At 62.6% G+C, this 22,419-nt stretch carries 22 protein-coding genes and 1 pseudogene; 15 read left to right on the plus strand and 8 right to left on the minus strand.

Translation table 11 applies throughout. The features are described from left to right. The 8 genes and pseudogenes from AYJ54_RS53220 to AYJ54_RS41955 all read right to left on the minus strand — a co-directional run. Positions 1-462: pseudogene (locus tag AYJ54_RS53220) on the minus strand (ABC transporter permease); the annotation flags it as partial. Continuing rightward, a complete protein-coding gene (locus tag AYJ54_RS41925; protein ID WP_082906100.1) occupies positions 459-1,520 on the minus strand; it encodes an HlyD family secretion protein in 1,062 nt (353 codons plus the stop codon). The gene AYJ54_RS41925 and the pseudogene AYJ54_RS53220, both read right to left, overlap by 4 nt. A gap of 333 nt (positions 1,521-1,853) precedes the next feature. Next, positions 1,854-2,207: a hypothetical protein gene (locus AYJ54_RS41930; protein ID WP_063708362.1), complete on the minus strand. Its 354-nt coding sequence runs from the start codon at positions 2,205-2,207 to the stop codon at positions 1,854-1,856. A gap of 400 nt (positions 2,208-2,607) precedes the next feature. Further along, the gene (locus tag AYJ54_RS41935) at positions 2,608-3,873 is read right to left on the minus strand and encodes a threonine/serine exporter family protein (protein WP_082906101.1); all 1,266 of its coding nucleotides are present in this window, start codon (positions 3,871-3,873) and stop codon (positions 2,608-2,610) included. A gap of 210 nt (positions 3,874-4,083) precedes the next feature. Then, on the minus strand, positions 4,084-4,986 hold the full coding sequence (locus tag AYJ54_RS41940) for a VOC family protein (RefSeq protein WP_063708326.1): 903 nt from the start codon (positions 4,984-4,986) through the stop codon (positions 4,084-4,086). Positions 4,987-5,035: 49 nt separating this feature from the next. Beyond that, positions 5,036-5,917 carry a polysaccharide deacetylase family protein gene (locus tag AYJ54_RS41945; RefSeq protein ID WP_063708327.1) on the minus strand — a complete coding sequence of 294 codons (882 nt, stop codon included), beginning with the start codon at positions 5,915-5,917 and terminating at the stop codon, positions 5,036-5,038. 32 nt (positions 5,918-5,949) lie between these two features. Then, positions 5,950-7,035, minus strand: a complete 1,086-nt coding sequence (locus tag AYJ54_RS41950; RefSeq protein ID WP_063708328.1) for an LLM class flavin-dependent oxidoreductase — start codon at positions 7,033-7,035, stop codon at positions 5,950-5,952. Positions 7,036-7,124: 89 nt separating this feature from the next. After that, positions 7,125-7,769 carry a FadR/GntR family transcriptional regulator gene (locus tag AYJ54_RS41955; protein ID WP_063708329.1) on the minus strand — a complete coding sequence of 215 codons (645 nt, stop codon included), beginning with the start codon at positions 7,767-7,769 and terminating at the stop codon, positions 7,125-7,127. A gap of 187 nt (positions 7,770-7,956) precedes the next feature. Here AYJ54_RS41955 and AYJ54_RS41960 point away from each other — a divergent pair, with 187 nt between their 5' ends. The 15 genes from AYJ54_RS41960 (at position 7,957) to AYJ54_RS42030 (ending at position 22,419) form a co-directional block, all read left to right on the plus strand. Further along, positions 7,957-9,120 (plus strand): zinc-dependent alcohol dehydrogenase, encoded by a 1,164-nt coding sequence (locus AYJ54_RS41960; RefSeq protein ID WP_063708364.1) that lies wholly within the window; start codon positions 7,957-7,959, stop codon positions 9,118-9,120. Beyond that, positions 9,120-9,332 (plus strand): hypothetical protein, encoded by a 213-nt coding sequence (locus AYJ54_RS41965; protein WP_063708330.1) that lies wholly within the window; start codon positions 9,120-9,122, stop codon positions 9,330-9,332. The genes AYJ54_RS41960 and AYJ54_RS41965 overlap by 1 nt, the downstream gene beginning before the upstream one ends. 82 nt (positions 9,333-9,414) lie before the next feature. After that, the gene (locus AYJ54_RS41970) at positions 9,415-9,858 is read left to right on the plus strand and encodes a cupin domain-containing protein (RefSeq protein ID WP_063708331.1); all 444 of its coding nucleotides are present in this window, start codon (positions 9,415-9,417) and stop codon (positions 9,856-9,858) included. A gap of 31 nt (positions 9,859-9,889) precedes the next feature. Continuing rightward, entirely contained in the window at positions 9,890-10,873 is a 984-nt protein-coding gene (locus AYJ54_RS41975) for a quinone oxidoreductase family protein (RefSeq protein ID WP_063708332.1), read from the plus strand. A gap of 91 nt (positions 10,874-10,964) precedes the next feature. After that, positions 10,965-11,843 (plus strand): branched-chain amino acid ABC transporter permease, encoded by an 879-nt coding sequence (locus tag AYJ54_RS41980; protein ID WP_063708333.1) that lies wholly within the window; start codon positions 10,965-10,967, stop codon positions 11,841-11,843. Beyond that, positions 11,843-12,841: a branched-chain amino acid ABC transporter permease gene (locus AYJ54_RS41985; RefSeq protein WP_063708334.1), complete on the plus strand. Its 999-nt coding sequence runs from the start codon at positions 11,843-11,845 to the stop codon at positions 12,839-12,841. The genes AYJ54_RS41980 and AYJ54_RS41985 overlap by 1 nt, the downstream gene beginning before the upstream one ends. After that, positions 12,838-13,602 carry an ABC transporter ATP-binding protein gene (locus AYJ54_RS41990; RefSeq protein ID WP_063708335.1) on the plus strand — a complete coding sequence of 255 codons (765 nt, stop codon included), beginning with the start codon at positions 12,838-12,840 and terminating at the stop codon, positions 13,600-13,602. Before AYJ54_RS41985 ends, AYJ54_RS41990 begins: the two co-directional genes overlap by 4 nt. Beyond that, on the plus strand, positions 13,592-14,323 hold the full coding sequence (locus tag AYJ54_RS41995; RefSeq protein WP_063708336.1) for an ABC transporter ATP-binding protein: 732 nt from the start codon (positions 13,592-13,594) through the stop codon (positions 14,321-14,323). The genes AYJ54_RS41990 and AYJ54_RS41995 overlap by 11 nt, the downstream gene beginning before the upstream one ends. A 37-nt stretch (positions 14,324-14,360) precedes the next feature. Continuing rightward, positions 14,361-15,635: an amino acid ABC transporter substrate-binding protein gene (locus tag AYJ54_RS42000; protein WP_245329293.1), complete on the plus strand. Its 1,275-nt coding sequence runs from the start codon at positions 14,361-14,363 to the stop codon at positions 15,633-15,635. Between the two features lie 86 nt (positions 15,636-15,721). After that, positions 15,722-16,651: an NAD(P)-dependent oxidoreductase gene (locus AYJ54_RS42005; RefSeq protein WP_063708366.1), complete on the plus strand. Its 930-nt coding sequence runs from the start codon at positions 15,722-15,724 to the stop codon at positions 16,649-16,651. Between the two features lie 9 nt (positions 16,652-16,660). Then, positions 16,661-16,948 (plus strand): DUF1330 domain-containing protein, encoded by a 288-nt coding sequence (locus tag AYJ54_RS42010; RefSeq protein WP_063708337.1) that lies wholly within the window; start codon positions 16,661-16,663, stop codon positions 16,946-16,948. Positions 16,949-17,452: 504 nt separating this feature from the next. After that, entirely contained in the window at positions 17,453-18,850 is a 1,398-nt protein-coding gene (locus AYJ54_RS42015) for an NADH:flavin oxidoreductase (protein ID WP_063708338.1), read from the plus strand. A gap of 31 nt (positions 18,851-18,881) precedes the next feature. Further along, on the plus strand, positions 18,882-20,450 hold the full coding sequence (locus AYJ54_RS42020) for a c-type cytochrome (RefSeq protein WP_063708339.1): 1,569 nt from the start codon (positions 18,882-18,884) through the stop codon (positions 20,448-20,450). Further along, on the plus strand, positions 20,447-20,887 hold the full coding sequence (locus AYJ54_RS42025) for a hypothetical protein (RefSeq protein WP_063708340.1): 441 nt from the start codon (positions 20,447-20,449) through the stop codon (positions 20,885-20,887). Before AYJ54_RS42020 ends, AYJ54_RS42025 begins: the two co-directional genes overlap by 4 nt. Beyond that, the gene (locus tag AYJ54_RS42030; RefSeq protein ID WP_063708341.1) at positions 20,884-22,419 is read left to right on the plus strand and encodes a c-type cytochrome; all 1,536 of its coding nucleotides are present in this window, start codon (positions 20,884-20,886) and stop codon (positions 22,417-22,419) included. Before AYJ54_RS42025 ends, AYJ54_RS42030 begins: the two co-directional genes overlap by 4 nt.

Below are 22,419 nucleotides of genomic sequence, written 5' to 3' on the forward strand. Positions count from 1 at the left end.
GGGAGCGGCCACGGCCGCCGCTGCGGAAAGCGAGTCGCTCAGGCCCGAGGACGCGATGCCGGACGGGGTCAGGAACTGCTGGTTATAGAATCCGACGATCTGCGGGCGGCGCTGGGCCTGCAAATCGCGCTCGAAATTCGGCGGGACATAGATGGCCGAAATCGACTTGCCGGAGCGTATGTCCTGCACGGCCGTGGACAGCGTGCCGGAGCGGTCGACGATCTTCAGACTCGGAGACGCAGCAACGTATTCCACCAAGGCACGCGAAGCGTCCGACTTGTCCTCGTCGACGACCGTCACCCCGAGCCCGCGGATGACCGGATGGCTGAACACGGTCGTGAGGACCACGAATGCGAACAGCGGCACGCCAAGGATCAGAAGCAGTGCCACGCGATCATGAAGCAGCCAGCGGCACTCGCGCCGCACGACCAGCAGAAATCCGGGCTTCGGGGCCGGCCTCATTGCCGCGACCGCCAGTCGAGATAGGCGCTCATCCCCGGCCGCAGCGCGGGTACCGGCTCGACCGGGTAGGCGCGGATCGAGAAAGTACGCAGGTCGAAATCGCCTGAGGCGCGCGTGGCCCGCCAGCTCGCATATTCGCCCTTGGTCGCGATGAGCTTGACCTCGACCGTGACGCGGTGGTCATCGAGCGCGGGAATGCGGACATCGAAACGGTCGCCGACCTTCAGGCTCTTGACGAGATCCTCGCGAAGATCGAAGTGAATCCAGACGTCGCCCAGGTCGATCAGGGTCACGAGCGGCACGCCCGGCGACACATATTCGCCCGGCTCCACGTTGCGCTGATAGACCTGGGATGCGACAGGGGCATAGACCAGGAGCTGATCGATGATCGATTGCACGCTTTGGATATCGGCGTCGGCCTTCTCGACGTTGGCCTTGGCGATCGCGCGCTCCTCCTTCGTGTAGCCGTTGACCGCCTGCTCATAGGCCGATTTGGCTTGATCGACCGCGCGCTCGCTTTCGTGCAGCGCGTCTGTCACCTGGTCGAGGCGGGCCTGCGGCGCGTTACCTTGCTCGGTCAGGGTCCGCGTGCGGTCGAAGGTTCTCTGCGCCAGCACCACCGCCGCCTGCGCGCGCTCCATTTCCGCCTTCCGTGCGGCGATGGTTTCCACCCGCGTTCCGACGAGCACGTTGGCGAGCTGAGCGTCCGCAACCGCCTTTCCCGCTTTCATCTGCTCACGTTTGGCCAGGGTCTCGGGATTGTCGATCCGGACGAGGACAGCGCCCGCGGCAACGTTCTGGCCGCGCTCGACCGGAATCTCCTTGACCCTGCCGTCGACGCGCGCCGCGATGTCCAGCCGCGTGGCATCGGCTTCGCCCTGGACGAGCAGCGGCTCCGGCCGCAGGAGATAGAAGACGGAGAGCGCGGCGACGGCGATCGCAACGACGCCGACGATGATGAAGGGCGTGCGCGTCGCGGCGCGCGTGCTCTTCTCCCGTTCGTCACCCGGTGGGCGCGGCGTCGCTTGAACGTCCTCGTTGGAGGTCGGCTTGTCCATACCCTGATCCCCTTCGCTCTTGACCGGGATAGCCGCTTTCCATGTCGTGCTTGTAAAGCCGCGCCCACCTCATTGCGTCGCTCGGACCGATGGCATTCATTGAGGAAGAAAACTAACACGCGGTACGACAAACGCCTAGGACGGCTTTTCGTGACTGATTTCCGGCATGATCGCTCCGTTCTCCATGGCCCTGGTTGGGCGCAACTTCCTGAAGGGCGGTTGAACAGCCGTCCATCGATCAGCGATCAAAGCACCAGGAGCGTTCCCGCTGCTTGGAAGCCCTTGCTGCAATTGGGCTGGAATTGCGGTCTTGGATGCTGCGCCTGTCGATGATCAGTTTCGCCGGGCGGTCCAGTATCCGGCGCAACGCGCAGTGCCCGAATAGCCACTCCAGCGTCCCTGGCCGGTATTGCCCGAAAGCCGGCCGGTGCCGGAAGCGAATTTGTCTTGAACGGTCACCGACGCGCGGACCGCGCCGGATCTCGCGACGTAACCTCTGAACCTTACCAGGTTCGGATGGGTCACGATCCCGTTGGAAATGTTGACGGAGAAGTTGTAGGTCGGATCGCATGCACCTCTCTGCGTCACAAAGACGAGATCCCAGGCGCCGTCGTAGATCGAACGAGCCTGGGCGCCGGAGCTGAGGACGACGAGACAGGCCGCCGCCCAACACACGCGCTTTTTCATCATGAGTTCTCCGAGGCTATGGTCTCAGGTCCTGCATTCGCCGCCACAGCCCTGACAAACGGATTCGCGCAGGTCGTGGCGTTGGTATTGTCGAAATTTGCTTCAATCGTTTCGACTACCCGTCGCAATTCCGCTTGCGATGCATTGTCGCGGATGGGGCGACATCAGAATGTTAGGCTTGCAAAGCCCTCCTGCATAGTGGGTCCGCGAGGGCGCAGCCATTCCGCGAGCAGATCAAAGCCGCGGTGAAGGCCGAGAGCCAGGAGTTCAGCGCGCAGGTGCGATCAGAGGATGCGCGCGAGGCGCTGACGGCCTTCCTTGAGAAGCGCAAGCCTGACTTCACGAGGACGGCTGGGTCCGCGCCAGCATAGAGACGAGCATGCGGCTTGCGGAGGCGCGATCACCGCGATTGCTGGCGCGCGGATGAGAAACGGTCGAACAGCATGCGCGGGAGGATCAGTCCGACGGTCATGGCCATGATGATCAGAAAGGCCGTGACGCCGTTCGCCGCGATGCCCGTCAGCAAGCTTGCCGGCGCGCTCGGCCCGATCGACACCAGCTCGACGAGACCCGCCGCGGCGTTGAACAGGAAGAAGCCCGGCATCATCGAGACAACGGCAGAAAAGGCGAGGGCCGCGAAAGGCAGATGCAGGCGATCGACGACCGGCGTGACGATGATGCCGACGAGCATGCAGGAGACGAGCGTCCCGGTCGCGGCGCTCTCGCCCGCGACGACGACCAGCGCCCAGCGTACGGCATGCGCAAACATGCCGACCGCGATCGGGAAGGGCAGAAGGAGCCACGGCATCGAGAAGAAAGCGCCGAAGGAGGCAACGGCGCATCCTGCCGCAATCACGTCGACGGCCAATGGCACGGGTCGGGTCGACCCGGTGGTCGCGAGCTCCGCGCCGACGGCTGCGAACCCGCACAGCAGGCCGGCGCAGATCAGGACCACGATGACGGCGGCATAGGCAAGACGCGCGATGCCCAGTGCCATGCGCGTACGGGCGAGATCGATGGCGCCGTTCAGGATATGCGGGCCGGGCACCAGCACCATGCAGGGACAGAAGGCAACCAGCGATATCGCCGGTAGTCCGGAGCGGCCTGCCGCCGCCGCCACGATGCCGGCAATGAGCGCGGCGCAAAGCGGCTGGACCAGTGGATTGGCGCTGAAGCCGGACAGCCAGCGCCGCGCGAGCGCGCCGATGGCGGCGCTGGCCGCAATCAGCAGCAGGATCGTCGCCTCGAGGGCGCCGAAAATGACGCCAAGCGAGGCCGCGCCGAGCGCTGCGAACAACGTGAAGCGCGCCGTGGAAGCCGGGGGCAGGCGGCTGGCCGAGATCAGCGCAGAATGGGCTGCATCGGACGGCAGCGTGCCATCGCAGACCTGATCGATGACCGTCGTGACGGCCAGCACCCTGCCCATGTCGACGCCGAGCGGCTTGGCGGGAACAATCTGCGAGATCGGCGTGCCCTCGATCTCGACGGTGATTTCGCCCCAATAGGGTAGCACCCTGACGGTTATGCCGAGCGCACGCCCGAGGCGCTCGGCGGCGATCACCGTCCGTTCCGTGGTCTGCCCGTGAGCAAACAGCAGTGTCGCCGCCAGCGCGGTGGTCTTCAGTGCGGCCTCGCGGTGCGACGGATCCAGGTGCGGTGTTTCCATTTTGCGATCGGTCCTCGGCGTCGTGTGGCCGATTAGCTGGCTTCGAAGCATACCCGATCCATGGGCGCGTCAAGGCGAGCGATTGTTAAAACCTGCTGCGTCGATGCGGCGGGCCGCGAAAATGAGAGCCTGATAGGCGATTGATTTGCTAGTGAGCCCTGCAGGGCTTGAGCCTGGAACCAGACTATGCGCGCGGCCCGGCGTACGACTTCATCCGCGCGATGCATGGGTGCGCATCGTATCGCTGAGGGACTCGTGTCCCGAACTATAATCCGCGTTTGACACGGTGGGGTCGCGGTTGATGAGTGCCCGGCCGTACATCGGGTGCCGCATCGAACGGATCTCGTGCTCGACGCGAATGATCGGCGCGTTGGTATCGAGGTCGACGATGTCAACGAAGCGGTACTGATGCTGATTGCTCTCCTCGCTGATGAGTCCTCGCTCAAGAAGACGGCGATGCGGGTGCGAAAAGTCGTTGAGGGAGAGCTGGATGTGGTGTCCGTCATAGCTTGGGTGGGCGTAGTCCGCATTTTCCCGGAATAGCAGCTTCGTTCGGCTGCCCGCGTTGACCCAGGCAAAGCTAGCCCGGTCGTCCTGACCATGGCCGGCGATGGCCCCCAGCATCTCGCGGTAAAACCGGGCAACGGATGGCGCGCCACCCTCCGGTACCTCGAATTCCACGTATGGCATTCCGAGGGAGACGTTCCCAAATCTCACTGGATCCGGCGGGACGCACTGGATGCGATTGCCCCAGGGGCATGTCACCTCGATCACGCCCTGACCCTCGCGGACCGAAAACCGCGTGCCTTCGAGAAGAGGCCGAACCCGATGGAGCCGTGCGAGCTGGGTTTCGAAGTAGGGGACGACGATACCGATCGTGCCTTGCAGAACCTGGGGCGCTCCGATCGGAAGATGGAATTGCTCCTTTCCGACATTGATCCGCATGTTGTCGACGCCGGTGACGAGGTACGGATCGCGCGTGAGCCCCAGTCCCGTGACGTAGAAACTGGTGGCCAGCCGCTGATCCGGCACGCAGACATTGACGTGCCCAAACTCGACGACGTTGCCGATGTCTTCTTCCGTGCGGTCGAAGTCCTTGGATGCCTTCAACATGGTCGTTCTCTCTGTCTGAATGTGTCGGTGCGCGGCGAAGGAGGCCGGCTCATCGCGCAATTCTTGACATCTCCGTGCGATACCAGTCGCCGATTTCACTGGCGGTCATCAGCGCGACGCCGTCGTGTCCGATGACGTAGTCCAACAGTTCCTCCAGATACCGGATGCGATGAGGCACGCCTGTGATGTAGGGGTGGATCGATATCGCCATGATGCGTGCGTTGCTCGCGCCTTCGAGATAGAGGCGATCGAACTGGTCCTTGCCGCGTGTCAGGAATTGCTCGGACGGAAGGTGCTGGAGCGCGTGAACGACGATGTCGTTGGTCTCGACTGAATAGGGAATCGTCGTGATGGTGCCATGCGGTGTCGCGATGTCCTGCGGAAGGTCATCGATCACCCAATCGGCCACGTATTCAATCCCGTTCAGGCGCAGAAGGTCGAGCGTCTCTTCCGTTTCCGTCAGGCCCGGGCTCTCCCATGAGCGCGGGGCGCGCCCGGTGAACCTGGCGATCGTCTCGACGGTTCGCCTGATCGCGTCGGCCTGGTCGGCAAGCTTGTGCATCGGGCCTTGCATGTATCCGTGGCCCATGAATTCGAACCCTGCTTCGCGCGCCGCCGAGGCGACACGCGGATAGGCGTTACAGACATCGGCGTTCGCGGCCAGCGTGACCGGCATGTTGCGGTCCGTCAGCGCCTTGAGCTGCCGCCAGAAGCCCGCGCGCATCCCATATTCATGCCATGACCAGTTCGGCACGTCCGGCAGCAGCGGCTGTCCCATCGGCGGACTCAGCACGACGCGCGGCATCGCATTCTCGATACGCCATTCCTCGACATTGAGGATCACCCACACGGCAAGGCGTTTTCCGTTCGGAAGGTTGAGTTTCGGTCGGTCGACCAGGGCCTGGTAGGGGATGCGGTCGGAGAGGGCCATTGCGACGTTTCCTGTTCTGAAAAAGCTGAGACTTACTTGCTGCCGCTGCTGACGCGCGGCATCACCTGCTCGGCCATCAGGATCATCGAGCGGCGGGCCAGCTCGCGGTCCTTCCAGTCCTTGCCGGCGTAGAGAAGCGTGCCGAACCGGCCGACCTCGTCCTGAAAAGCCATGAGCTGATCGGCAACGCTGTCCGACGTACCCCAGATGATCAGTCTGTCGCAGACCGACTCGAGGGTGACCTCCTCGTCCGGCTGATCGCGCCGGGTCTTGAACAGCTCTATGCGGCCGTTGCGCTTCAGCTTCGTGAAGAGAGACCGATAGTAATAGACGTATGGGCTGTCCGGATCGGTGGCGTAGGCCTTCGCGGTTGCCATATCCTTGGCGACGAACACGCTCTTGGCCACGCGCCAGTTGGCAAAATCGACGGTCCTGCCGACGCGCTCGCAGCCCTCGACATATTTCGGCCAGTGGCTCTTGACCCACATCGGCATCAGGAAGTTAGCGGAGATCGGATCCCAGCCGCGTGCGGCAGCCTCGGTGACGCCTTTCGAGAACGGTGCGACGGCGGTGACGACGATCGGGGGATGCGGCCGCTGCAAGGGACGAGCGATGTAGCCCTGGCCGATATCGGCCATCAGGGTTTTCCGCGTCGTGATGTTCCAGTATTTGCCTTCGATGTTGTAGGGCGGATCGGTCGCCCAGATTTGCAGGACCTGGTTGATCGCCTCGAGAAACATTGCGTTGCGATCGTTGTCGAGCGTGCCGAACAGCTCGGCGTCCGAGAGAAGGCCGCCCGGGCTGATGCCGAAGATCAGCCGTCCACCGAGCATGTGGTCGAGCATCGCGACCGTTGCCGCAACTGTGGCCGGATGCACGTTCGGCATATTGACGGTACCGGTCCCTAACTTGATCCGCTTGGTGGCTGCGGCGATCCAGGCGAGGAACGCGACGCAGGACGTGATGTTCTCGGCGCGGTCGGTGACGTGTTCGCCGACATAGCCTTCCGTGAACCCGAGCTCGTCGGCCAACAGAAATGCCTCGCGGTCTTCCTGCAATGAGACCCGCCAATCCTTGTCCAGCGGATGGATCGGCATTGTGAAGAAACCCAGGTTCATTGCCGGCACCTTTCCAGTTCGTCGGGTTGAACACCGATCGTCGTTATGAACGCAGCTTGTGACCTCTCGGCCATCGGTGCCCGACGAGCTCAAGCCAGCGTTCCCATCAGCTTGTCCATCGTGGTTTTCAGATGGCGGCGCATGGCTTCCATTGCGCCGACACGGTCGCGCTGCTCGATCGCATCGATGAGGGCGTCATGCTCGGCGAAAGATGAATAATCCTCGGGCGGACGCGTCGGGCGGGTATCTAGCCATCGCCAGACCACCGCACGCCGCACGTCATCGACGGTGCGATGGATCGCCGACAGCAGGTCGTTGCCTGTCGCCTCGGCGATCAAGCGGTGCAGCCGCCCGTCCAGTGTCTCGTAGTCCTTCCATGTCTCGGCTTCGCGCATCTGGCGCGCCAACACACGCATGCCCTCGATCTGCTTGAAGGTGGCGTTGACCGCGGCGAGGCTTGCGAGTTCGGGTTCGAGCACGAGCCTCGCCTCCATCGCATTGCGCGGGCTGGTGCTGTCGCGAAGCGCGTCAAGATTGGATGCAGTCGCCTCCTCAGGCGCGCGGATGAATGTGCCGCGGCCAACCTCGCGCGAAAGGCGACCATCCAATTCCAGCCGCGCCAGCGCCTTGCGGATTTCGTTTCGCGACACGCCAAATTGCGCGGCGAGTTGTCGTTCGGGAGGAAGGCGCGTGCCAGGGCCGCCTTCAGTCAATCGAGCCAACAAGTCGAGCACGGGATCAAATCCTTGTCGCGACCAATATCAACCAATCTGTATTTCACGTCCGTCTTGACCTCAAATGCAAGACCAAAAATGCCAATGGCGAACTTATGCGTTGACACCGGCCGATTTCGAGGCAAGCTTCAACCAATCTGAAGGCCAATCACCAGAATTGGTCAACCAATGGGCGAGGATCGTTGCGATGGACGAGGCCGCTGGCGTTCAAACGTCAACCGACATGCCCATTCCCGGCACCATGAAGGCCTGGGTGTTGGGAGATCCCGGCCAGCTCCGCATCATCGAGAAGCCCGTGCCTATGCCGAGGCGGGCGGAGGTCCTTGTTCGCATCGATGCGGTCGCGATCTGTGCGACGGATCTGGAAATCATCGAGCATGGCACGCCGGCGCTGATCCAGGGTGGTCCTCCCTTCAACAAGGATTTTACGCCCGGTCACGAGTACATGGGTACGGTCGCGGCGCTCGGGCCCGGCGTCGATGAATACAAGATCGGCGAGCGCGTCACGGTCGAGATCCATGCCGGCTGCGGCCAGTGCAAGCGGTGCCGGCAGGGCATGTATACGTCCTGCCACAACTACGGCCTGAATTACGGCAACGTCGACAAGGGCCACCGGGCCAACGGCTTTACAACCGATGGGGGCTTTGCCGAATATGCCGTCAACAACATCAACACGCTGTCGCGCGTGCCGAACGACATGAGCGACGAAGAGGCGACGCTTGTCGTCACCGCCGGTACCTCCATGTACGGCCTCACCGAACTCGGCGGCCTTGTTGCCGGCGAGAGCGTGGTCGTCACGGGACCAGGGCCGATCGGCCTTCTGGCGGTGGCGGTCGCCAAGGCGCTCGGCGCCAGCCCGGTAATCCTGTCAGGCACCCGCGATGCCCGGCTCGCGATCGGCACGAAGCTCGGAGCCGACCGTGTCGTCAACGTGCGCAACGAAGATCTCGTCGCTGTCGTCAAGGAGATGACCGGCCACGGCGCCGATTACGTCGTCGAATGCGCCGGTACCGACACGGCAATCAACGAGGCGACGAAGATGGTCAATCGCGGCGGGAAGATCTGTTTGGCCGCCTTCCCGCATGAGCCGGTGCTCACCGACATCGGCGCGCTGGTGAAGAACAACATCTACATTTACGGCATCCGCGGCGAAGGCAAGAGTGCGACGCACCGCGCCATGGCACTGATGGCGGCCAAGCGTTTCGATGCGACGCACATCCACACCCACACATTTCCGCTCGCGGACCTGCCGATGGCGTTGCACTACGCGCGCAATCGCATCGACGATGCCATCAAGGTCGTCGTCAAGACGCGCGGCGTGGTCACTCAGACCAAGAAGGAAGTGGCGTGATGAGCAAGGCGAAAAAGGGTGTCTATGCCGCGGCCATCACGCCGATCGGCGCCGATGGCGAGCCGGATCTCAAGGGTCTCATCAATTATTGCCGCGGGCTGATCGCGATTGGCTGCGACGGCGTGCCGCCGCTTGGCACCATGGGAGCGGCGGCGCTCCCGTTCCTGTTCCGCCAGCGCGTGCCCGAAGCGCTGGCGCGCGACGTGGCTTGATCGGCCTGGGGCGCACGCCCCGCGTACCTCTCTATCGGGATCACGGCCGCGAAAGCGGCAATCATCTGGAAGGAAACGGCTCATGTCAGACTCAAATCCACGCGCGCACTGGCCCGCCGAATTGCAGCGTGAATTCGAGGAGGGGCGCAACAGCGGTTGCGTAGGAAGCGTGCTGGTCTCGGAGACCGATCGCGTACGCGTCTGGCATCTTTTGATCCCGCCGGGCAAGCGCTGCGGCTTCCATCGCCACGTGCTGACCTATTTCTGGACGGCGCACAACCCGGGCAAGGCGCGGGGCTATTTCGAGGACGGTCGCATCGTCGACGTCGAGCACTACAAGGGCGAGACCAAGCATCTGGCGTTCGGCGCCGGCGAATACATGGTGCATGCGGTGGAGAACATCGGCGCCACGGACCTCCTGTTCACCACAGTCGAGTTCCTCGACAGTGCCAACAAGCCCCTGCCGATCCCCGACAGCGTGCGGCTGAAGGTTCCGCAGGGCGCCGACATCAGAATGGCATCGTAACCGCACAAGATTGGCATACGGGAATTCGGGTATGGGCACGAAAGCCAAGGCAATTCGCATAGCCGCGCAGGGCGGGCCGGACGTCCTGAAGCTGGAGACGGTCGAACTGGCCGCGCCTGGAAAGGGCGAGGTGCTGATGCGGCAGACTGCGATCGGGTTGAACTTCATCGACGTCTATTTTCGCGATGGTTCTTACTCGCTGGATTTGCCGGCTGGCCTTGGGGCCGAAGCCGCTGGTGTGGTCGAGGCTGTCGGCGAGGGCGTGACCGAGTTCGGGGTCGGTGACCGCGTCGCCCATGGCGGCTCGGCACCGGGCGCCTATGCCACCCATCGGCTGATGCCGGCGGCGCGGCTCGTGCCCGTCCCGCAATCGGTGAGCGACGAGGCCGCCGCGGCCGTGCTGATGAAGGGCATGACGGCCGAATATCTGCTGAACCGCTGCGTTTCGGTCAAGCCGGGGCAACAGGTGCTGTTCTATGCGGCCTCTGGTGGCGTCGGCCTGATCGCCGGGCAATGGGGCAAGCATCTCGGCGCCCGCATGATCGGCGTCACCAGCGGTGGCGACAAGGCGGCCCTGGCGCTCTCGCACGGCTATGATGCGGTGATTGATCGCAAGACCGAGCGCATTCCCGAGCGGGTGAAGGCGCTGACGGCCGGCAAGGGCGTTGCTGTCGCCTTCGATTCCGTCGGCAAGGACAGCTTTGAAGACACGCTGGCCTCGCTCGCTCCCCGCGGGTTCTTTGTCACGTTCGGTGCGACGACCGGTGCGCCGCCCCCGCTCGAGGCGGCATTGCTCCAGAAGAATGGATCTCTCTATTATACCCGGCCGACGCTTGCTACTTACATCGCCGCGCGCGACGATCTCGTGGCGTCGGCGGCCGCCGTGTTCGACCTTGTCGGCAAGGGGGTGATCAAGCCGATGATCGGGCGGCGCTATGCGCTGTCCGAGGCGGCCATGGCTCACCGCGATCTCGAGGCCGGATCGACGCGAGGATCGTCGCTGCTGATGCCCTGACTATGCCTGTGGAGGCGACGATCGCCGCCTCCATGCCACCGAAGCAACGAGAACAACAACGCGGGCGTATACTGGAGGAGATCGGCAGCGGATGGGACAGTTCGCAGGACTATTGCTCGATTCCATCGTGTCCGGCGTTCTGGTCGGCGGCTTCTATGCGGCCATGGCGGTCGGCATCTCGATCGCGTTCGGCATGCTCGGCATCAGCAACATTGCCCATCCGGCGCTCATTCTCCTCGGATCGTTCATCGCCTATGTGCTCAATTCCCAGTTCGGCTGGGATCCGATCCTGGTCGGCGTGCTGGCGACGGTTCCGTTCTACTTCCTGGGGACGCTGCTCTACAGCGCCTATGAGATCGCCTTCGAGCGGCGCGGAACGCAGCTGATCCGCGGTCTTGCGTTCTTCTTCGGTCTCCTCTTCATCACCGAGGTCGGCCTTCAGCTCGTTTTTGGCGTCGACTATCGCCTCGTCGAGACGCCCTATATCGGGCCGTCCTACAACATCGGGCCAGTCTCGCTCCCGGTTCGAATGCTGATCCCGTTCCTGGCCTCCGTCCTTCTTCTGATCGGCCTGCAAGTGTTCTTCATGCGCACCTTCACCGGGCGCGCCATCATGGCGGTAGCGCAGGACAAGTTCGCGCTTCAGCTAATGGGAGCGGCACCCGTTCGCGTCAAGCGGATTGCCTTTGGACTCTCCACGGCGACTGCGGCGATGGCCGGCGCCTTTCTCATCATTCTCCAGCCGGTCGAACCGTCCATGGGGCGGGACTACATCGGCCGTATCTTCGCGATCTGTGTCCTTGGCGGCATCGGCTCGCTTCCGGGTACTTTCGTCGCGGCGGTGATCGTGGGCGTGGCGGAAAGCATCACGGCGACGTTCTATGGTCCGTCATGGTCGCCCGCCATCGCATTCGGGTTCTTGCTCATCGCCCTGGTGGTAAGGCCAGCCGGCCTGTTCGGGAGAGCTTGATGTCGAACGGGCGTTTCATCCTGTTTGCTTGCCTCGTGGGCGTCGCGCTCGTCGCGGCCAGCATGTTCGTGACGAACGAATACTACGTCTTTGCGGCCTATTTCGTGCTGCAATACGTTGTGCTGGCCACGGCCTGGAACATCCTCGGCGGCTATGTCGGCTACGTCAATTTCGGCACGACAGCATTCCTCGCCATCGGCCTTTACAGTGCTGCGGCGCTGAACAAATGGCTCGACCTGCCGATTCCGGCGCTCATTCCAATCGCAGGCGTGCTCTGCGGGGCGGTCGGTCTCGTGATGGGTTACCTGACGATCCGCCTGCGGGGCGTCTACTTCACGATCGCTACGCTGGCGCTCTCCGTCGTCGTCCAGACCTTCATCACCAACTGGGACTATGTCGGCGGATCGCGCGGACTCTACGTCATGCGTCCGAGCGAGGTGCCAGTGTTCGGCAGCTATGTGGCGTATCTCTTTTTCCTCATGACGGTACTTGCTGTCGCCGCGGTGGTGACGGCACGTGCTATCGAACGTTCGACCTTCGGCTTCGGCCTTGCCGCCATTCGCGACGATGAAACGGCGGCCGCTGCGTCCGGCGTTCCGGTGCTGCGGCTCAAGCTGGTTGCCGCCGCCATCAGTGGCGGCTTGATGGGAATGGCGGGCGCCCCGCTGCCGTTCTATCTGACCTATGTCGAGCCGACCTCGTCGTTCAGCCTGGCCTACACCGTGAACAGTGTCGCGATGCCGCTGGTCGGCGGGACCACGAGCTGGATCGGGCCGGTGATTGGTGCGGTCCTGCTCGGGACTATGCAGCAGGCGATGACGGTGCTGATTTCCTCATCTGTGAACCTGCTCGTGGTTGGCCTGCTGCTCGTGATCTTCGTGATCGCCGCGCCGAACGGAATCCTTGGGCTGATCCGTTCCAAGGGCGGCAAGAAGCCGGATCCGGAAACAAATCCCCTTGCGGCGATGCTTGTCACCGAGAAGCGGAGCAGCCAATGACGATGTCCGAGGCGAGCACGGCGGCGAGCGAGCTGCTTCTGGACGCACGAGGCGTCACCAAACGCTTTGGCGGATTCGTGGCGCTGAACAATGTCGACCTCGTGGTCCGGCCCGGGGAACGGCTCGGCCTGATCGGGCCGAACGGCTCGGGCAAGAGCACACTCACCAATTGCCTGTGCGGCGCGCTCCGGACCGATGGCGGGTCGATCTCGTTTGCGGGCAGGGCGATCGACAAGTTGTCGTCCTACCAGCGCGCGCGGCTCGGGCTTGGCCGCAGTTTTCAGCTTCCCCGCCCGTTTCACAGCCTGTCGCTGCTCGACAATCTCCGTATCCCGCTGGTCTACGCCGTCAACGCGCGCGGCGGCACGCATCTCAGCGAGCAGCAGATCCGGGCCCGCAGCACCGAACTGCTCGGCGAGTTCGGCCTGGGCGGCAAGCTGCATCGTCTGCCCGGCGACCTGACCCAGGTCGAGATGCGCAAGCTCGAGCTGGCGCGCGCCATGGCGACGGATCCGACGCTGCTGGTATCGGACGAAGCGCTGGCGGGCTTGTCGCACTCGGAAGTCGACGAGATCCTGGCACTGCTGCTCGCGCTCAACAAACGCGACGTCGCCGTGATCTTCATCGAACACATCATGCGCGCCGTGATGGCATTTTCGGAGCGGCTCGTTGTGCTCGTCGCCGGCGAGAAGATCGCCGACGGCGAGCCGAAGGACGTGATCGCCGATGAACGGGTGATAGGGGCGTATCTTGGCCAGTAGCATTCGCGTCGATAACATCTATGCCGGCTACGGCTCGGTGCGTGTTCTCCACAACGTGTCCCTGAATGTCGCACCGCGCGAGACGGTGACACTGCTCGGCACCAACGGAAACGGCAAGAGCACGCTGATCAAGACCATCATGGGCGTGGTCCGGCCGACGTCGGGTCGCATCGTCGCGACCATCGACGGAAAGGACTACGACCTGATCGGCAAGGAGACCGAGGAGATCATAGATCTCGGAGTCGCGCTGGTCCCCGAGGGCCGCCGCCTGTTTCCCCGCTTGACGGTTGAGGAGAACCTGCTTCTGGGCGCCTATCGTCCCACCGCGCGGGCGCGGCTGAAGGACAACATGGCGTATTGCTATGAAGCGTTCCCGCGGCTTGCGGAGCGCCGCTCGCAGCTCGCCGGTACGATGAGCGGCGGCGAACAGCAGATGCTGGCGCTGGGGCGGGCGCTGATGTCGGCACCGAGCATCCTGATCGTCGACGAGCCCTCCGTCGGGCTTGCCCCGTTGTTCGTCAGCCGCACCATCGACATGATCGCGCAGCTCAAGGAGCGCTATCACCTCACCGTCCTGATGGCGGAGCAGAATTTTACGCAGGCGATGCGGATCGCCGACAAGGGCTATGTGATCGTCCACGGGGAGATCGCGTTCCGAGGCGACAGCCCCGAGGAAATGCAAAGAAGCGATCTCATACGACAGCATTACCTCGGAATGTAGACATCGAAACAATAATCAAAGGGAGGAAGACGTGAGGATGTTTCGGCTGAAGGGTTTGAGGGGCGTCACACTGGCGCTCTCGACAATGATTGCCGCGCTGTATGGGTCCACCGACGCATCGCGCGCGGCCGATCCGATCAAGGTCGGATTCGCCATGCAATTGACGGGGCCGCTCGCGGGCAACGGCAAGGCGGCGCTGCTCGGCGCGCAGATCTGGGCCGACGAGGTCAACAAAGCCGGCGGTCTCATCGGTCGGCCGGTCGAGCTCGTGGTCTATGACGATCAGAGCAACCCTGGCCTCGTGCCGGGCATCTATTCGAAGCTGTTGGATGTCGACAAGGTCGATCTGCTGCTGTCGAACAATACCAACCAGACGGCGCCGGCCATGCCGACCATCATCCAGCACAAGCGGCTGATCATGGGAATGTTCGCGCTCGCGATCAACGAGCAGTTCAAGTATCCCGGCTACTTCCAGATCCAGCCTTATGGGCCGAACGGCAAGGACTCGCTGACGCGCGGCTTCTTCGAGAACGCGATCGCAATGAACCCGAAGCCGACCACGGTGGCGCTCGTCGGCGCGGACGCGGAATTCTCCAAGAACGCGCTCGACGGCGCCCGCGCGCAGGCCAAACGGCTCGGCCTCAATATCGTCTACGACAAGGTCTACCCGCCGACGACGGTCAACTTCACGCCGGTGCTGAAGGCCATGCAGGCAACGTCGCCGGACCTGGTATTTGTCGCGTCCTATCCGTCCGACACGGTCGGCATTATCCGCACTGCCCACGAGATCAATCTCGAGCCAAAGGTGTTCGGCGGCGCCATGGTCGGCACCCAATATGCCGCGATCAAGCAGCAGCTCGGCGAGGCGCTCAACGGTGTCCTCAGCTTCGAGCAGTATATCCCCGAGCCGACCGTCAAATTCCCCGGCATCGAGGACATGCTCAAGAAGTATCAGGCCAAGGCGGCGGAGCAGGGCGTCGACGTGCTCGGCTATTATGTGCCGGCGTTCGTCTATTCCGCGCTTCAGGTGCTGGGCGAAGCGGTGACCAAGACCGGTGGCGTCGATCAGCAGAAGCTGATCAGCTACATCCACGGCAACAAGTTCACGACGGTGGTGGGCGATATCGCCTTCGGCCCCGACGGCGAGTGGGTCGAGCCTCGCATGTTCGCGGTGCAGTTTCGCAACATCAAGGGCAATGACGTCCAGCAGTTCACCCAGCCCGGCAAAGAGGTGATCATCTATCCGCCGAAGTACAAGTCTGGCGATCTCGTCTACCCCTTCGTGAATGCGCAGAAGAACGCTCAGAACTAGGATCTTGCCCGTTCCCGGAATGGAATGGCGCAGGTCGTGCGCCATTCCGGCTTTTGCCGAGATTTGTCCCGAAGAAGCGAAATATGATGACTGAAACGATCGGTATGCTCGGCATCGGGATCATGGGCTCCGCTATGGCCGGAAACCTGATCAGGGCGGGATTTGCCGTCGTCGGCCACGATCCGGTGCCCGCCGCGCGCGAACGTCTTGCCGAGATGGGTGGGAAGGCTCTGTCGTCAGCAAAGGGCGTTGCGGAGGCGGCTTCCATCACCTTCGCGTCGTTGCCGGATAGCGAGGTTCTCGCCGAGGTCGTCGCGGGACGTGACGGTGTCGTCCATGCGAGTGGCTCCGGCCAGATCTTGATCGAATGTTCGACCCTCCCTCTATCGGCGAAGCGTGCGGCGCTTGCCGTCATGGAGAGTGCAGGCAAGATACTCCTCGATTGTCCAGTGAGCGGCACCGGCGCACAGGCCGCAACGGGCGATCTGGTGATTCTGGGAAGCGGCGACGAACAGGCGTTCGGGCGTTGCGGGCCAGCCTTCGCGGCGATGTCGCGAAGACAAGTCTATCTTGGCCGGTTCGGCACCGGCAGCATCATGAAATATATCGCCAACCATCTCGTGACGATTCACAATGCCGCGGCAGCAGAGGCAATGCTGCTGGGGATGAAGGCCGGAATCGACCCGGCCCTGATCTACGACACGCTGGCCGACAGCGCCGCGACCTCGCGCATGTTCCAGATGCGCGGGCCCTTGATGCGCGACGACAGCTACGACACTCCCACTGCGACCATCCGAACGCACCTCAAGGACCTCGCGATCATTTCAGGCTTCGCAGCCGAGCTCGGATGTGGGCTGCCGGTCTATGCGGCTGCCGAACAGCTCTATCGCGCGGGCGATGGGCTCGGCTTTGCAGCGCGCGACACCGCCTCGATCTGCGCTGTGCTCGAGCGCCTGAACGGATTCGAGCGCCGCGGCCATGCGGACTCCCTCAAAACTCAATCCCCTCAATCATAAGGAAGAGCCATGCCGGCCTATTGGTGCGCACGCGTTCACGTGACGGATCCCGAGACCTATGCAAAGTATGCGGCGCTGGCCGGCCCTGCGATCGAGAAGCACCGCGGCGTGTTTCTCGCGCGGGGTGGAAACCAGATGATCCTCGAAGGCGGCAACTACGAGCGAAGCGTCGTCGCGCGTTTTCCGACACTGGAGGACGCCGTCAAATGTTACAACTCGCCGGAATATACTGAGGCGCGCAAGCACACGATCGGGACGTCGGAGCGGCACATGGTGGCCGTCGACGGGATCGAATAGCTCGCTGGCGCAAGGAGCCGTCCAGGGGGTAGGGTAGGCGGCGGGCGAGTTCAGGGTGGGCGGCGCATTTTGACGCAGGTATCGCGCCCGCCCGGCCGCCGATAAGCTCCGCCGTCCGGGTCCATCCAGAATACAGCCGATATAGCCGCGTCTGCGGCTGACAACGAACCGTGTTGTGGCAGGCTGGACCGGCACAGCTTCCAATCGATACAATTTTCGCACCTTGCACGCTGAAGTAGAAGTGCTCTTGATGCGAGGGTGGCGGCGGGCTAAGTTCTGTCCTGCGATATCGTCTTTGCGGCAGGGGCCTTGCATCGTGCGGGGGAGCGTGAACGCTCGTCCCTTTTCCCTGCCGGAAGATCCAAGCAATTGTTTTCGGAAAGTGATTTGCTTCACACGCGCTGGCGAATTGTGAGGCTTATGAACCGGTCAATGCGAGTGCCGTAACGACGCGACGCTGAATATTTTCAGATCAGCCGACTCATATCGCTGGGGAAGCCAGATATGACGCAGGTTTCGGATCGATCGTTTTTACATGAAGATAACGCAAAGCTTATCTTCTCCCCGCTGAAGTTTCGACGCCTCGAAGTCAAGAACCGCCTGTTCCGGTCAAACCTCTCCGGCATGTTTGACGAGTACAACGGCTATGGCGGGCATACGCGAATAAACTGGGAAGAGAAATTCGCCAAGGGCGGCGTCGGCTGCATCATCTCGTCCTACACCCCCGTCGCAGTACGCGGGCGGATCTTGATCCGCTACGCCATGATCGACCATGACGACAAGATCCCGTTCTGGCGCGCGGTCGGCAACCGGGTCCACGAGCATGATTGCCGGTTCATCATGCAGCTCAGCCATTCCGGGCGGCAGCAGGACATGGGCGGCGTCGAGAACCTGTTCAAGAGGTCACAGAGCTCGACCAGCCAGAAGGACTTCTTTCACGGAATATTGGCTGAGGCCATGACCGTTGCAGAGATCCACGAAACGGTCGAGCTTTTTGCCCAGGGAGCGCGGCGTGCCAAGGAGGCGGGTCTGGACGGCGTCGAGCTGCATGGCGCGAACGGTTATCTGATCACCCAGTTCCTGAGCTCGGGCATCAACGACCGGACCGACGATTATGGCGGCCCCGTGGACAACCGCGCCCGGTTCGTTCTGGAGATCGTGCGCGCGATCCGCCGCGAGGTTGGACCTGATTTTCATCTCCAGATGAAGATCAACGGCGTCGACCACAACAACTGGCTCTATCCCTGGAAGAAGAAGGGCAACACGCTTGAGGACACGCTGACGATCTGCAAGATGCTGCTCGACGACGGCAGGGGCGTGGACGCCTTTCACATCTCCAGCGGCTCGACGTTTCCCCATCCGCGCAATCCGCCGGGCGACATCTCGGTTCAAAATCTGGTGCGCTGGTATTGCGGCATGCTGCCGTCCGGCGTCCGCACCCGATTCAACTATGCGATCTTCAACAACCCGATCGGCGGACCGCTGTTTCAATGGCTGTGGCGCTTGCGGCGCGGCAACGTTATCGAAGGCATCAACGCCGGCTACAGCAAATATCTGCGCGACGAGATCACGAAGATTGATCCGAGCATCAAGTTCATCTGCACCGGCGGCTTTCAGCATGCCGCCAATATCGCCGACGTCATCAGGGACGGCTCGTGCGACGGCGTCAGCATCGCGCGCCCGCTGATCGCAAACGAGAACCTGCCGCAGATCCTGCGCACCGCGAACGGGCCGGTGAAGCAGAAGGAATGCACGTACTGCAACAAGTGTTTGCTCAACGATCTGGCCAATCCGCTCGGATGCTACGAAGTGTCCCGCTACGACGGCGATACGTTCGATCAGAAATGGGACAACATGATCAAGTCCGTTATGTCGGTCTTCGATCCGCCACTGTTTCGCTGACGGAGCCGACATACAGAGAGGGGGTGTTATCATGAACTATGATCCGCCTACCCCGGTCGAACGTGTTCTGACCCGCTATCGGTGGATTCGCTTCCTGGTCCTTCTGCTGTTGCTGCTGCTCGCCGTCTATTACCTGGTTTTCGTGAACCAGTACGTCGTCGCCTACAAGGACTCCGGGGAGCATTTCAAATACGGCTCAATCGGTAGCGAGCCGAACAACGGGATTCCCACCCTGGTGTTCAAGGCGCTCGCGGTCATGTACCGCGACGAGCTTGGGCCGACGGGTTACCGCCGGTTTGGGTTGCTCTACGAAACCGAGCAGTCCGAGCTGCCCGTCGGCATGTCGAGGCGGATCGTCACCGGCGTCGAGCGCGTCTGGCTCAATTGCGCCGTTTGCCATGTCGGCACCTTCAGGATCAACCCGTCGGACAAGCCGATTCTGATCTATGGCGCGCCCTCGAACAATCTTCGCCTTTATGATCTCTTGAAATTCTTTCTCAAGGTCGGCGCTGACCCGAAGTTCAATGCCGACAACCTGATCGCGGCCATCAACAGTCCCGAGGTCGGCGGGCGCCTCAGTTTCATTGATCGCGCGATTTACCGGTACATCGTGTTTCCGCGCGTGCAGGCTGCATTCCTGCACCTCTCCCAGCAGTTTGCGTTTCTTGGTCGGCAGGGTGATGGCGGAGGCAATGGGCGACCGTCCTACCATCCCTATTATGATTGGGGGCCGGGCCGGGTCGATACCTTCAATCCCTACAAGGCGATCCAGTTCAACTTCCCGATGGATGCCGCGCACATTTCACTGACCGAACTGAACGGCTCATCCGACTTCCCCTCGATCTGGGCGCAGCGTCCGCGCGACGGCATGCATCTGCACTGGGACGGCAACAACACCTCCGTTGACGAGCGCAATCTGAGTGCCGCTCTCGGCGCCGGCGTCACGCCGGTCAGCGTTGACATTGCCGCGATCAGGCGGGTCCGCGCCTGGATCTGGGAGATGCCGCCGCCGCCATTTCCGGATCCCAGGTCGATCGACCAGTCCAAGGTCGATCGCGGCCGCGAACTCTTCGCCAGCTATTGCGCCGCCTGCCATGGCATGAGCCGCTCGGGAAAGTACAGCTACGATACCAACCTCTTCCCGCGCCTCGGTCAGATCGAGAGCCTGAAGCAGATCGGCACGGATTCCGGACGCTGGCAATCCTATACGCAGGACTTCGCGGCCACGCAGAATACGCTTTATGCCGGCTATCCGTGGCGCTTCAGCCATTTCACCAAGACCGCCGGCTACGCAAACCAGCCGCTCGACGGCATCTGGGCGCGCTCGCCGTATCTCCATAACGGCTCGGTGCCGACGCTGCGCGACCTGCTTGAGCCGGCCCGTAGTCGTCCGGCGCAATGGTATCGCGGGAGCGATGTTCTAGACGTCAAGAAGGTCGGCTACCGCTCCGACGCATCCGCGGCGGCGCCTGAGGATCTGTTTCTCTACGACACCGGCATTCCCGGCAATTCGAACAGCGGACACGAGGGCAGGGCCTACGGCACCGAACTGCCCGCGGCCGATAAGGATGCCCTAGTGGAGTACATGAAGACGCTATGAAGAATTCCATCGAAGACACGGTGAGCACCTGGATCCTCCGTCACACCATTCTGGTGTGGTTCGGCATCTTCCTGAACGCGCTGTTCGTCATCCCGCTGCTGTTTTTTCCGCGATGGTTCTTGAATCTGTTCAACATCCCGCTCGAAGAGCTTATCTGGGCACGCGCGTCTGCCGGCCTGCTGATGATCATCTCGGTCTTCTATGTTCCGGCCGCGATCGACTTCGTTCGCTATCGCGCCAATGCCTGCATTGCCGTGTTTCCCTCGCGCACGTTCGGCGCGACGTTCTTTTTCCTCGCCGTGGTGCTGTTCGGGCAGCCTCCGGGCTTCCTCTCGATTTCCTTTGTCGATGCGCTGATTGGCTCGACCACGCTGTATTGCCTGATCCGCATCAGGAAGCTTGAGCAGCAGAGCCGCGAGTCGGGGCTGATCAAATGACCAGGATCATCTCCATAGCCCTGGCGATCGTACTGGCGCTCATCGCGATCGTGGTCCCGCTCGCCTGGTTTGTGCTGCTGCGTCCGGTCGCGCAGCCTGCCACCAACGATCCACTCAGGGTGTTCGACCACGGCTCCATCGGCAATGAGAGCGCGCAGGGAATTCCCTATTGGATCTGGCGGGTGCTGCCGACGCTGTTTCCCGAATATCTGCCGGGCAACCAGGATGGCTATGGGGCGATCGGCGTCTATTGGGTTGCCGGAGAGGAGCTGCCCGTCGGCTTCTCCAAGAAGACCCTCGGCGTCATCCCGCGGGTCGCGCCGAACTGCGCGTTCTGTCATCAGGGCAGCTATCGCCTGCATGCCGACGATCCCGCCACCTTCGTCCCGGCGGGGCCCGGCACGCGGATCAATGTCCAGGGTTTCCTGCGCTTCCTGACCGCGGTCGGCCGCGACAAGGATCGCTTCACCGCCGACAAGGTCATGACTGCGATCACGGCGATCTACGACATGCCGCTCGGCGAGCGCCTGCTGTATCGCTATTTGCTGATCCCGGCGGTCCGCAAGGGCTTTGCGGAGCAGGCCACACGCTTCGCTTGGATGGATGCGCGGCTCGATTGTTCGCGCGATCGTCGCACGGCCGACGCGTCTTCCCGGACATCGCTGCGGCCGGATTGGGGGCCGGGGCGGATCGATCCGTTCAATCCGGTCAAGTTCGCCAATCTAAAGCTGCCAGATGACTGCACGATCGGGAATTCCGACATCATGCCGCTCTGGCATCTCGACAGGCTGACCGATCCCAGCCGCGAATATTCGCTGCACTGGGACGGGCTCAGCACCAGCCTGCCCGAAACCGCAATCTCGGGCGCGATCGGCGACGGCATGGACTATCAGGGCTATGCCGGTGCGAAGGCAGCTCTAGACAGCATCATGGATTTCATCCGGCTGCAGAAGCCGCCGGCATCGCCATTCTCCGCCGAGCGTGCTGCTGACGATCCCTATCATGTCGATGCCGTCCAGGTGGAGAAAGGCAAGGCGATCTATCTGGATCGCTGCGCGGCCTGTCACGAGCCGGGAGGGGCCCGCTTCCGCACCGTCGTTTCGGCGACGGAGCTCGGCACCGACCGCCACCGCATCGACATGTGGACCGAAGCTGCGAAGGATCGTTACTCCAGCTACCGAGAGGGCGGCTACAATTGGGACTTTCGTGCCTTCCGCAAGACCAACGGCTACATCGCCAACGAACTGAGCGGACTGTGGTTGCGGGGTCCCTATCTGCATAACGGCTCGGTGCCGACGCTGCGCGATCTACTGACGCCAGCGTCCGAGAGGCCCAAGACATTCTATCGCGGCTACGACCTGGTCGATCCGGTGAATGGCGGATTCGTCAGCCAGGCGGGCACGGTGGCCGAGCGCTTCGGCACGCTCTACGACACGTCCCTTCCGGGCAACGCGAACGAAGGACACACCTACGGGACCGATCTGCCTGCGACCGACAAGGATGCACTCCTAGCTTTTCTGAAGACGTTATGA

The organism is Bradyrhizobium centrolobii (assembly GCF_001641635.1).
Lineage (GTDB): Bacteria > Pseudomonadota > Alphaproteobacteria > Rhizobiales > Xanthobacteraceae > Bradyrhizobium > Bradyrhizobium centrolobii.